This window comes from Flavobacterium sp. KY-23415, assembly GCF_055384985.1.
Genome location: NZ_AP044001.1, coordinates 1,849,629 through 1,862,937, shown reverse-complemented (window position 1 = coordinate 1,862,937; position 13,309 = coordinate 1,849,629). Strand labels below are relative to the sequence as shown.

Annotated in this window: 10 protein-coding genes; 3 read left to right on the top strand and 7 right to left on the bottom strand. The window is 32.1% G+C overall.

Going from position 1 to position 13,309, the window contains the following annotated elements:
- Nucleotides 1–12: 12 nt before the first annotated feature.
- From ACZ49Z_RS08195 to ACZ49Z_RS08185, 3 genes are read left to right on the top strand one after another with little or no spacing between them, the layout of a single operon-like run.
- The gene (locus ACZ49Z_RS08195; protein ID WP_464307685.1) at nt 13–423 is read left to right on the top strand and encodes a hypothetical protein; all 411 of its coding nucleotides are present in this window, start codon (nt 13–15) and stop codon (nt 421–423) included.
- Nucleotides 424–436: 13 nt separating this feature from the next.
- Nucleotides 437–979 carry an RNA polymerase sigma factor gene (locus ACZ49Z_RS08190; RefSeq protein WP_464307684.1) on the top strand — a complete coding sequence of 181 codons (543 nt, stop codon included), beginning with the start codon at nt 437–439 and terminating at the stop codon, nt 977–979.
- A complete protein-coding gene (locus ACZ49Z_RS08185) occupies nt 976–2,898 on the top strand; it encodes a hypothetical protein (RefSeq protein ID WP_464307683.1) in 1,923 nt (640 codons plus the stop codon). The genes ACZ49Z_RS08190 and ACZ49Z_RS08185 overlap by 4 nt, the downstream gene beginning before the upstream one ends.
- Nucleotides 2,899–3,004: 106 nt before the next feature.
- Here ACZ49Z_RS08185 and ACZ49Z_RS08180 read toward each other — a convergent pair whose 3' ends face one another.
- From ACZ49Z_RS08180 to ACZ49Z_RS08150, 7 genes are all read right to left on the bottom strand, one after another.
- Nucleotides 3,005–3,373, bottom strand: a complete 369-nt coding sequence (locus ACZ49Z_RS08180) for a hypothetical protein (protein ID WP_464307682.1) — start codon at nt 3,371–3,373, stop codon at nt 3,005–3,007.
- Between the two features lie 115 nt (nt 3,374–3,488).
- Nucleotides 3,489–4,643 (bottom strand): beta-ketoacyl synthase N-terminal-like domain-containing protein, encoded by a 1,155-nt coding sequence (locus ACZ49Z_RS08175; RefSeq protein WP_464307681.1) that lies wholly within the window; start codon nt 4,641–4,643, stop codon nt 3,489–3,491.
- 132 nt (nt 4,644–4,775) lie between these two features.
- On the bottom strand, nt 4,776–6,047 hold the full coding sequence (gene bioA, locus ACZ49Z_RS08170; RefSeq protein WP_464307680.1) for an adenosylmethionine--8-amino-7-oxononanoate transaminase: 1,272 nt from the start codon (nt 6,045–6,047) through the stop codon (nt 4,776–4,778).
- An 82-nt stretch (nt 6,048–6,129) separates the two neighbouring features.
- Complete coding sequence (gene bioD, locus ACZ49Z_RS08165; protein WP_464307679.1) at nt 6,130–6,750, bottom strand: dethiobiotin synthase; 621 nt, start codon at nt 6,748–6,750, stop codon at nt 6,130–6,132.
- Between the two features lie 3 nt (nt 6,751–6,753).
- The gene (locus tag ACZ49Z_RS08160) at nt 6,754–7,173 is read right to left on the bottom strand and encodes a putative signal transducing protein (protein WP_464307678.1); all 420 of its coding nucleotides are present in this window, start codon (nt 7,171–7,173) and stop codon (nt 6,754–6,756) included.
- Between the two features lie 53 nt (nt 7,174–7,226).
- Complete coding sequence (locus tag ACZ49Z_RS08155) at nt 7,227–8,360, bottom strand: aminotransferase class I/II-fold pyridoxal phosphate-dependent enzyme (protein ID WP_464307677.1); 1,134 nt, start codon at nt 8,358–8,360, stop codon at nt 7,227–7,229.
- 64 nt (nt 8,361–8,424) lie between these two features.
- Nucleotides 8,425–13,227, bottom strand: a complete 4,803-nt coding sequence (locus ACZ49Z_RS08150) for a VPS10 domain-containing protein (protein WP_464307676.1) — start codon at nt 13,225–13,227, stop codon at nt 8,425–8,427.
- Nucleotides 13,228–13,309: the final 82 nt, after the last annotated feature.

Sequence of the window (13,309 nt, the reverse complement as noted above, 5' to 3'; positions counted from 1 at the left end):
AAAAAAGAATTTATGAAACGATTATTATTTATTTTCAGTCTATTTATAATACTAAATTCATGTAGTGTTGATGAAGGTGAAAAATACCATCTTGCCTTATTGCCAATTGAAGATGTTGTAGTACCCGATTCTTTTCAATTAGACCATACTTACAATATAAAAGTAAAGTATAAAAAACCAACAACATGTCATGTCTATGATGGTATTTACTATGACAGAAATGAAAATACTAGAACTTTTGCAGTACAAAATGTTGTCTATGAAAGAAACGATTGTCAAAACATTACAACTTCTACATTAACAGAAGCAACTTTTGATTTTCGTGTTTTAAACACAGGATCATATATTTTCAAATTTTGGCAAGGAACAAATGCAAGTGGAGAAAACATTTACTATGAAGTTGAAATCCCAGTTGTTGACTAAATTTTAAAAAACTTTGATACTTGATAACCTCATAAATGAATGTAAGCAAGGAAATACTAAAGCTTTTGAGCAAATTTACCGACTTTTAAGTCCGAAGATTTTTGCCGTTTGCCTTAAGTATTCAAGAAGCTATGAGGAGGCTCAAGACAATTTACAAGAAGGTTTTTTAATATTGTTTGAGAAAATAAATCTATTTAACTTTAAAGGCTCGTTTGAAGGTTGGGCAAAAAGAGTTGTTATTAATTATATCCTTCAACAATATCGAAAACAAAATATTCTTGAAATTGTTTCAGAAAATTTTGCCGAAGTTGAAGAAGTTGAAATTGAAGAAGAAAATGTTTCTTTAGATTTTTTAACTAAAATAATACAAGAACTACCTGACAGGTATAGGCTTGTATTTAATTTATATGTAATGGACGGCTATTCTCACAAAGAAATAGCTGAAATGCTAGATATTAACATTGGAACTTCTAAATCTAATTTAGCAAGAGCCAAATCCATATTGAAAAATAAAATTGAAAATCAAGAAGTTGCTTCAATTCCTAAGATTAAATGAAAGAGAATAAAAATATAGAGCGCTTATTTCAAGAAAAGTTTAAAGACTTTGAAGCCACACCTCCAAGTATGGCATGGGATGCTATTGCTTCTAAATTAGAAGAAAAAAAGGAAGTCAAAAAAGTTATCCCAACTTGGTTTAAAATAACAGGCATTGCTGCTTCACTGTTATTAATTTCTTATGGCATTTTAGAATTTTATAGTGGCGAGACAAAAGAAACAGATACTATTGTCACTCAAGATAAAATAAAAGATTCCAATACCAAAGAATCTGTTATAGATAAAAAATTAATTCTAAATACTAACGAGACAAATGAAAGTATTGCCAATGACACTAAAAATGAAACATTAAAAAAAGACAATACTATAAACACCCCAATTGTTATTAAAGAAAATAACACATCAATTCTAATAGAGAAGGATAACAACGAGAAATCAAGTAAAGAAACAGACAACAATTTACGTTTTAAAAACAAAACAAATAAAAATGATTTGCTAGTTGAACAAAATAAAAATGAGATAAAATCTGAAAAAAAATCAACCAAAAGATTAATTATAACCAATAAAAGAACAGAAGAAATTGTTAGTCTTACTAATTTAAAGACAGAAAAAAACACAAACAACGATTTAATAATAGATAATAGCGACAATAATAAAGAAATTGTTGAAAACACCAACAACAAAAACAATCTTACAGCGAATAAGACATTAGTAACCATTTATTCTGATGTTAAATCTACCGAAAAAAAATCTGCTCAAAAAAAATCTAATCTAGCAACACAGTCTGAAGAAACAAATTCGAATACAGAAAAAAGATTAGCACTGAACAATAATTCAGAAAACAGTATTATTGCTAAAGAAGACAATACAAATGCAAGTATAAATTCGATAAATGACAAAATAAATACTACTATTACTACAGTCATTACAAATGAGAAAACTATACACAAAAACTTAGTTGCAAATACTAGTTCTAATAAACTAAAAACAAAAAATGAAACAGAAGTTGCTAAAGAAACAATTGAATATAATAAAGAAATAACTACTATCAAAGAAAAGCCAACAAACGGAAAATATTTAGATGTCATTAAAGATAGTACTAGTGTGGTTGCTGATGTAAATACTGAGGCAAATGCATTAGAACAATTGCTAAAAGAAAAGGAAGAGGGAAAGAATGCTGATGAAAAAGAAAAAGAGATGAGAAATAAATGGGTTGTTAGCAGTAATGCTGCACCTGTTTATTTCAATTCAATTTCTGAAGGCTCTCCAATTGATGAGCAATTTACAAATAACTCAAAAAGCTATGCTACATCATTAAGCTATGGTATAGGAATTCAATATGCAATTAGTAAAAAATTAGACATTCGCGCTGGTATTAATACTATTTCTCTTAATTATAATACTAATAATGTCTATTATTCTAAGTCATTAGAAGAAGGAACTCCATCTTCATTAAACATTACAGCAAATGAAAATGCACAATTTCTTATATTAAAAAATAAAGAGACTGATGTTGTTTCTTCATTAAGTATGGAAGTAAACAACATTAAATATGAAAATGAAGGAAATTTAAAACAAGAAATGGGCTACATAGAAGTCCCTCTAGAACTTAGTTATAAAATAGTGGATAAAAAACTTGGAATTGAGTTGATTGGAGGTATGAGCACTCTATTCTTAAACAAAAATTCGGTTTCATTAATTACGAAAGATTCTGAAATGACAATAGGAAAGGCAAATAATCTAAACAACATACATTTTAGTAGTAATGTCGGTTTGGGTTTTAAATATAGTTTTTGGAAATCATTCCACGCAAACATTCAACCTATGTTTAAATACCAAATCAATACTTTTAACAATGACTCTGGAAATTTTAGACCCTATTTTATAGGGTTGTATTCAGGAGTTAGTTTTAGTTTTTAAGCTTTTGGTTAGGCTTAAATTTTAGTTAGATGTTTCATTCTTTTCCCATAAAAAAGTCTGAAACCGAAAAAGTCTCTTTTAAAGGAGACTTTTTTGTTGGTAATTTCTATGGCAACCATTTTCTCTCTTGCCCTGTAGCATCTAAAATATCAATATTTAATGCTAATCTAAAATGATCTGCTACCCTAAATGCATCTTCTTTATTCGTTGTTTTATAGAATGTGATATTTTTATTCCCATCATAGAAAAGGTTAATTAGGATAATATCATAGGAATTTGTTGTTTCTGCTGTTACAACCCTTACAATTTGACTTTCCTTAGTTTTAAAAACAGAAATATACTCAAAATCTGGAATGGGCTTCCAAGACCCTATTTTAAAACCAAAAAGATCATGAAAAGTTCTGAACTTCTTCTCTGTAATATCTATCTCCGATCCTTCTGCCACATTAAGTCCTAACCCAATTACAACAAACATTAATGGTATAAAACTTCCTGTTGACAGTATCGCAAATAAACCCAATAAAACAAAAGCAATACCGAAAAAACGTTTTGCTATGGAAATGTCTTTTTTATAACTAATTATATTATTTTTATTTTGAAATTAGGATACTCACTGCATTACCACCGAATCCAACTGCATTTACAAGAATTTTTTTAATTGGTCTATCGCTTTTTTCTTGTTCATAAAAAGGAATACCTATCAATTCTTGATTTTGCAACATCAGTACAGCTAATTCTACACTTAACAAACCAGATGCTCCAAAAGTGTGTCCTATTTTCCATTTATTCGTCGTTAAGAATGGTACTTGACGACCAAATATCTTTCTAATAGCATTCAATTCGGAAGTATCTCCTTTAATTGTTCCTGGAGCATGCATCACTATTGCATCTACCTCTTCAATAGGCGTGTTTTTCAAAGCCATTTTCATTGATTTTTGAAAGCATTCTGCATCTGTAGAAATAGATATATTATGCTGAAGTACTTCGGTTGCGTAGCCAACCCCTTCTACATAGGCTAATGCATTATCTTTTTGTCCAATTTCTAAGGCTATAACACTTGCTCCTTCACCAATTACCATTGTATTTTCTTTCTTACCCAAATCAAAAGCCTTACAAGGATAATCATCTTCTTGTCGAGAATAGATGCTCAATGCTTGCATTTGGGCAATTGTAAAAGGTGTTAAAGGTGCTTCAGAACCACCAACAAGGAACTTATTTGTCATTCCAGATTGTAACCATGCTACTCCATTTAATAAAGAATGTAATGATGTGGAACAGGTAATAGAATGTGAAATTTCTGGACCAGTACTTTGCAAATCGTTAGCTACCCAACTAGAAATATTTCCCAAAGTCGTTGTAGGTGAAGCTAGTGTACTGACTCTTTGTGTTTTTATAAACTCTTCATGATATCTTTCAAATAGCTCAGTAGCTCCTCTTGAAGAACCAATATTAATTCCGAAAATATCTTTTGTTGACCAATTTGCTTGTTGCATTGCCTGTCTTGAAACATAAACTGCATAAAGAACCGAATTATCTAAGCCTTTATATTTTATGTCGGATTGCTGAAGTTTTTGAATTTCTTCTTTCAATTCTTCAGAAATTGAAGCAGCCCAAACTGACTTGCTCCCTATTTGCTTTTTTGTGATAAGGGTTTTAGAGGTTAAATAGTTTTCCCAAATTTCTTTTTTAGAATTACCTAAGGCAGAAAAGGAAGCTAAAGCGGTTATGGCTATTTTTTGATTCAAGAGGTTTATGATTTACTTTTTAGCCCTGATGGAAACGACATCCAGACATTGCAAGGAACGAAGCAATGACTGATATAGTGAACAGCAGGAAAATGGTTTGCAAATATACCTAGAGATTCGCTCCTATCAAAATTATATAATAGCTAATGCTTTTTCTATGGTTGCATATATTTTCTCTAAATGCTCTTTTGAGATAATATAAGGCGGCAAAATATAGATTACATTACCAACAGGCCTAAGAATGACTCCATTTTCTATAAAAAAACGATATAGTTTGTTACGCAATGCTCCATAATAATCTTGCTGACTATCTACATGAATTTCCAGAGCAAAAATAACTCCAAGCACTCTTGTTGTTTTAACTTTAGGGTGTGTTGCTATCTTTTTTTGAAATACTAAATGCTGTTTATTCACTTCTTGAATATTTGCTTGCATCTCACTCGATTCTAGTAATTCAATTGCTGCTAGTGCTGCTGCACAACCTGTTGGGTTTGCGGTGAAAGTATGTCCATGAAACAATGCTTTTGACGTATCATCATCATAAAAGGCTTCATAAATTTCATTTGTAAAACTAGTAACAGCCATTGGAATTGTTCCTCCAGTAAGCGCTTTTGAAAGACACATCATGTCGGGTTGTTCGTGAAGATAATTGCAAGCAAAGTTCTTTCCAGTTTTTCCAAACCCTGTCATTACTTCGTCTGCAATAGTAAATACTTTATATTCTTTAGCGACATGAATAAGCTGATCTAAAACTTTTGGTGCATACATGACCATTCCTGCAGCTCCTTGTACTAAAGGTTCGAAAAGAAATGCTGCATATTCATTTGTTTTTAACAACTCTTCAAAAGTCTCCAATGACTTTTCCTCATTCCCTTTGGTTGGAACAGGAATTCGAACAACTTCTAACAATGAACCTTGAAAAGCTTCTGTAAAAAAAGAAATACCACTTGCTGCCATTGCTCCAAAAGTATCGCCATGAAAAGCATTTTCAAAAGCAATAATCTTTGTCTTTTTTTCTCCCTTATTATAAAAATACTGTAACGCTACTTTTATAGCAACTTCTACAGCTGTAGAACCATTATCGGAATAGAAAAATTTCTTTTGATTTGAAGGTAATATTTCAGCTAATTTTTCTGATAACGCAATTGCTTTTTTATGTGTAAACCCTCCAAAAAGAACATGTTCTAGAGTGGTTAATTGCTTATAAATAGCATCTGCCATGAAACGATTGCTATGTCCAAATGGATTTACCCACCAAGACGCTATAGCATCAATATATTCTTTTTCATTTTCATCCCAAAGTAATGCTCCTTCTCCTTTTGTAATAACTGGATGTGGAAATGCCGTTTTATGTTGCGTATAAGGATGCCAATTATATAGTGTATCTTTTTCTGAAAGTGTCATTTTGAAATTAGATTTTAGAAATCTGAAGTTAGAATTGCTCTTTACACAAAGTTGGAAGTCTATTTTCCTTTCTCTTTGTTTTTTATTTAATTTTTAAAAGATTATCTCTGAATATATCTGCATAATAACGAATCACATTTTTATCAAAATAGGGTTCGTTATCAATTCTACCAATCATTTTCAAACCTGATTTAGAAAGAATGATCGATTCTGTTGCTTTATTCACATCGCCATTAAAAATTATCCCAGCTATTGCAATACCTCTATTTTGCAAGGCTTCAATAGTGAGAAGTGTGTGATTAATACTTCCTAAATAGTGTCTTGAAACTACTATAACCTTATAATCGGGTTGAATTAAATCTGCAATAGTATCTTTATCATTCAAAGGAACAAAAATACCTCCTGCTCCTTCAACAACTAAATTATTATCTGTTTTTGGTTCTTTAATAGTATTCAAATCAATGATTACATTGTCTAATTCTGCCGCATAATGAGGACTTGCAGGAGTCTTTAAGGCATAGCTATTTTCATGATAAACTGTTGTTGTATTCGAAACATATTTTGCTATTTTATGTGTATCTGAATTCTCTAAATCTCCAGCTTGAACTGGTTTCCAATAATCAGCTTCTAGTGCTTCCGTTATAATTGCAGCGGCTATGGTTTTTCCAACATCGGTTCCTATACCTGTTACGAATATTTTCATTTTCTATTTTTTATTTTCGAATTCAAATCCACAAGAATCACATTTGTATTTTCTTTTTACATAGAAAGGTAAAACAATAAAAAGTAGCGCTATAAGCATAGACAGGAATGATTTTGCATCATCTACAACAGAAACTAACATTGCTTTTTTCTCTTTGCAACTAGGACAAGTTATTCCTTCTCCTTGATTGTCAACTTCATATTTTGAAATAGTTTCTAAAACAGCAGTTGCCTTAGTAAAATCTTCTTCTTTAACAAACAACTTCACACCACCAATAGCATTACTAACCAAAGGGTCTGTATCAATAGTATGATTATCCCTCATAAAAACCTGAATCCCCTCAGATTCTAATTTTCCTTTAAAAATCAGCGCTTCAGATGAATATTGATAGCTCGCTACTTTCTTAAATTTTACTTCCTCCATAGTGTGCAAAGGTCGCAAACTATACACAAAAAACACAATTAAAATAGTTTATATTATCTATAAATGTTTTGTAGCAATTGAAGAACATGTTCTATCTGCTTATCTGAATTATAGGAATGTAGGCAAAAACGAAGTCGTTCTTCCCCTTGAGGTACCGTTGGAGAGACAATTGGTTTTACATCAAATCCTTTTTCTTTTAAAAGCCAAGCTGTATTTTTTACTTTTTCATTACCCGAAATAACTATTGATTTTATAGAAGAGTTGTAAAGAGTGGTTGTGTAAAAATTAGACGCTACTTTGTTAAAAAAATCAGCGTTATATTGAAGCTTTTCGATTAACTCCTTACTTTTTTCTAACTCTTGATAAGCTATCAAAATAGTAGCTACGGCATGTGGAGACAGTGCTGTAGTGTATATAAAACTTCTTGAAAAATTCACCAAATAATCCTTTAATAACTTACTTCCTAAAATTGCAGCCCCATGACAACCTAGTCCTTTTCCAAATGTCATGATTCTTGCAAAGATTTTCTCGTGCAATTGCAAGCTTTGTACTAAACCTTCTCCTTTGCTTCCAAAAACGCCTAATGCATGCGCTTCATCAACAATTAATAAGGCATCATAATGTTCTGTCAACTTTACTAATTGCAAAATATGGGGAGAATCTCCATCCATAGAAAAGACAGATTCTGTAACAATATAAATTTCATTACATATAGTCTTATTCTTTTGTATAATTTTCTCCAAATCTTCAAGGTTATTGTGTTTGAATTTATACGCTTTTGCTAAACTCATTTGAATGCCGTCTCTAATAGATGCGTGTATCAGCTCATCATATAAAATAACATCATTTCTTTGTGGTACAGCACTAAAAAAACCAACATTAGCATCATAGCCAGAGTTAAAAATCAAAGCTTCTTCCGATTCATGAAAATTAGCGATATGTTCTTCTACTTCAAAATATAATTCGTGGTTTCCTGAAAGTAATCGAGAGCCTGTTGCTCCATTTTGAATTATTTTTCTATCTACTAATAATTGATGTGTTTTTTGAAAAACAGCTTCATTCCTAGAAAAACCCAAATAATCATTTGAAGCAAAATCAATTAAATTGCTTGTTAGAGGAAGTGAACGTAATAAGCTATTCTCCTTTCTATTCTCTAATTTATTGTGTAATGATTCTGGAAATTTCATAGTTCAAAAATAAACAAAGTCCTGCAATTGCAGGACTTTGTTTATTTTTATTATTTAAAAAAAACTAAAAAATATACTTCTTATATACTGTTTTATTATTCTCTAACGTAATCTTTATGAATAGTCCTGTATTTGATTTCGTTAAGGTATTAATCTCATATTTATCAGTATTGATGTTTTTCATATCTAATAACCTTCTTCCTAAAACATCATAGACTGAAATATCTTTAATATTGTCTGTTTTTGATACTACATCAATTTGATCAACTCCACTTATAATAATATCGTTAGGATTTAAAGTAAAATCATCATTTGATAATGCAGACTCTTTAAATTTTAAAATAAATCTATCGTTTATCTCACCAGCATCTGCATAAAAAGTATAAGGCTGCAAAGAAATTTCTGCTTGAGTACCTAGATTAGTATCCTCTACAAATATATCTTGATTTGCAAAAAGACCATCAACGGCATGAACAGATATTGTATAATTCCCATTTGATGGCACATTAACCCCTAGAGGAATTGTATCTTCATCTGAAAATGGCAGTCCTAAGCCTTGAATAATCATTTTATCACTTTCAGCAAAAGTATAGATTCGTTGCTGGTTTGGTTCCACTTTAGTAAAAGCATCAAACAACCAATCTTTAGCATTTGTAGCACCAGTAACATATCCAATAAGGGTTCTATCTGAACTCGCATCTTCATTTGACAAATCTAACCAAATTCTACTCCTTTCAATTTCTGAATTATTGCTCTTATAAAATTGATTATTTAAATAGGTTTCACTTCTCAATGCGTTATTAAATGTTACATTATCTGTAGTAGCTGCTCCATCATTCATTAAAACCATGAAACCCTGACCACCTGCAATATACCCGTTAAATCCAGCTGGACCACTCACTGTTCCTGTCCCATTATGAACAATAAAATCTGTAACCGAATAATTTGAATTATAATTACCATAATAAGGATTTGGATTACTACTACTTGGTAAATTTCCATGTGTCCAAATTCTAACTGCCCCTTCAATTTTTGTATTATTTAGTGTTAAGAAATCCATTACACTTATTGACGAAGGATAAGGATTACCTATTAAGTTCCAATTATCATCGAATCGTGTAATTGTAACAGAATTGGTTCCAGAATAATCACTTCCAGTATAGCCTCCTCTAGAAATTGGCACTTGAATTAATCCATTATTAGGAGCTCCATTATTAAATAATGCAGTATAGTTTTGTGGAGTTGCCGTAAATGTTGTTGGTCCTTTAACAATATAACCAACTCCTTCTGCCATAATTTCTGAGGGAGTATTTATCCAGTACCCAAGTGCTCCATTCGGATTTGCAAAGGTTGGATTCCATTTAAAAATTTTACCTGAAGGTGTTAAAGGAGAAACGTCTGCAACATTAAAATTTTTAATTGGTGAGGACCAAAATACATAATCTTGCTGTCTTATATTCGCTATTCTTTCATAGGAAATAACCCCCACATTTGTATCGGTATCATTAATTTGAATTAACGAACCGTTATTTTTTACATTTAATGATCCATTATTAGTAATTCCATTTTCAACTACCACATAATTAGAATCATTAATATTTAATTCATAACCAGAATTAATCACTAAACTACAACATTTAAAACTTGAACTTACGGATGTATTATAATCACCATTTATAACTACAGGCGTACTTATTGTTGGCACTCCATTAGACCAAGCCGATCCGTTCCAAGTTGTAGTTCCTGAACATTTAGACACCAATTGAATATCATCAATAGCAATATCAGATTCAAAATCACTTCCTGTTATCCCCCTAATTCTTATCTTTATTGTTTTACCAATATATGGAGATAAATCTACTACTGCAATATTCCAAACATTACCTTTATTTCCAGAAATTGCAGTAATTACATCTTCTTGCCACAAACCATCAACAAAAAGATCTGTATGCAAGGTTCCCATTGTAGTTCCAAACATATGATAAGCATATTTAAAGTCATAACCTTGATCTATTATCATGCATTGACTTTCGAGAATTGCTGTCTGATTCACACATCCTCCAGAAGCTTCTAAATATACATAATTCCCTGTAGCTGTTCCTGGATTATAATCTACACTTGGACCTGTTCCTGCAGAAGGTGTTCCCCCTTCATCTACTCTCCAATCAATATTATCTTCAGTTCCATTAACTAAATTAGACCATAAGCCACTCAAGCCACAAACTGTTACTCCACAATCTGTTGCAACACTACATAATGCATCTCCTTCAAAATCTTCATTAAATCCAGAAGCAATAGTTCCTGCAACAACTTCAATATAAGACACTCTTGTTTGTGAATCTGACCCATATGCATTTGTAGCTGTTAATTCTACCGTATAAAAACCAGGATTTGAAAATCTCATTTCTGGATTTTGAGAAGTTGATGAAGTCCCATTAACAAATGTTACCGTTGCTGGTGTAATAGTCCACAACCAAGACGTTGGAGTAAAATCTGAATTATCTGTAAACACAAAATCAGAACCCACACAACCATTTGTTGGACTAGCTTCAAAACATGCTGTTGGTGCTACATTTCCTGGGTCTTTTAAATCACTAATCCATAGTCCTTGACCATAAGTAGCAGCATATAGTTTGCTTTTACAATCTGCTGCATTAGAATAAATTTCTAATTCAGAAATCTCAATATTCGCCAACCCAGCAGAATATGATACCCAGTCTGTTAAATTATTGTCTTTATAATACACTCCAACATCCATCCCAACATACATCGCATCTACAGCGCTAGAATGATCAATTACAATTGTATTTAAAGAAATATTTGGTAAAGTACCCGAAACATTAGTCCAACTTGTTCCTGAATTAGTTGATTCATAAATATCATTCCCTATTGCAATAAATAGATGTGTTGGATCTGTTGGATCTATTTCAATATCTTTAGGAGTAGATGCAAATGGTAAATTTGCTGTTAAATTTGTCCAAGTTGGCGAACCTGCTAATGCATTTGTTGTTGAATAGAATCTATCAGAAGCATTTCGAGAAACATACATGACATTACTATTTGAAGGAGCAATCGCTAAATCTACAATGTCAGATGTTCCTGAAAAATTTGATATTTTAGTCCATGTTGCACCTGTTTTAACTGCTGTATTTCTCCAAACGTTATCAAACCCTGCAAACATGGTATTTACATTGTTTGGGTCTAACTTATAAGGTGTTACCCATGCTCCTGTTTCACCAATTGTTCCTGCAATATTCCCTGAAAACGTATTACCGCCATTCGTAGATCTTCGAATATCTCCATAATAAAGAGCGCCATACATATAGTTAGCATCGGTTGGATCAACAATACACTCCATTCCATCTCCTCCAATCTCGGTTGAAAAAGTAGTTCCGTTACTAACAGCTGTCCCGTTATCTTGATACCCATTGATAACAACTTCTGGAACAGTTTGCGCAACTCCAATTTTATAAACTTGTGCAATGGCTAAACCACTACTAATATCATTCCAATTCAAACCGTTATCAGTAGAAAAATAAATCCCACCATCATTCCCATTATATATATTGTTAGTATGCGGAGAAAACTCCAATGCATGTTGGTCTGCATGAACCCCATCAATCGTACCACTCGTTCCTACCCAATAGGAAGCACAGGTCATTGTTGCTCCACCATCAACAGATTTCCAAAGATTAACGCCACCAGTGTAAATTATATTTGCATTGGTTGGATCGGCAGCAATAACAAGATCATACCAAGCTTGACTAGCTGTATCTGAACCGTTAGTAACATATCCTAAGATATTGGGAGTAGTTGTTCTTGTTGCAAAATTATTCCCACTATCTGTAGAACGATAAATCCCTATCAAGCCACTTCCTCCTCCCGCAAGAAGATAAACCCAGTCTGGTTGATTTGCAGAAACTGCAAGTGCAATTCTTTGAGAACCTGCTGGAACACCACTCGTTATCTGAGTAAAAGTGGCACCCCCATTTGTTGACTTATGAAATGTTGTCCCAGATGCGTAAACTATATTTGAATTTGTAGGATGAAAAGCAATATCTTTTGGATTAGAAGCTAATGCAGCAGATCCAGTCCAAGTAGCTCCTGCATCTGTTGTTCTATAAATTACTCCATTAGAACCTGCTGCCACCATAATATTCGAATTGGTAGGATCCATCAATAATTCATTAATAGTTCTGTTTCCCATTCCTGTATTACGAGCAGTCCAAGTTACTCCTCCGTTTATACTTCTCCAAACACCATAACCAGGAACATCACCACCATCTCTATCACCGGTTCCAATATAAATGATATTTGGATCTATTGGGTCTATGACAATACTCGAAACCCCTAAACGAACTAATCCATTAGAAAATTCTGTCCAAGTTGTTCCCCCATCTGATGTTTTCCAAAACCCTCCAGAAGGAGCTCCTACATAAATAATATTTGGATCTGTAGGATGAAACGCAATCGAACTTACTCGTCCATTACCATTCATCTGTCCAGTTCCATTACTAGGTGAAGAAATAGGTCCTACAATAGACCAATTACCAGAACCTGTCGTATATTTATTAGTATGTAAATTTCTATATTTTATAATTTCTTCAAGAACACTTCCTTCTTCAGGGAAATTTCCATTCTCATCTACACGGTTTTGCCAATAATATTTCCATCTTTCAAATTGTTTCACCCCTCTTCCTTTTGGAAGTTTCTTTGCATTAGAAACATTTAAATCATAGTACTTCTCGAAATCTTTTTTAATTACATTAAAGTTAGCATTTTTATTATGCATTAGCTCTTGCCAATTATCCTGGGAAAAAGTATTGCATGTAAAAATTGTCAAGGTTAATAATAACAGTTTTTTCATGATAAATTGATAGTTAATATACAAATATTATGAAAAAAAATAAGTCTTGCAAATTGCAAGACTTATTTTAGATTTATTTTTA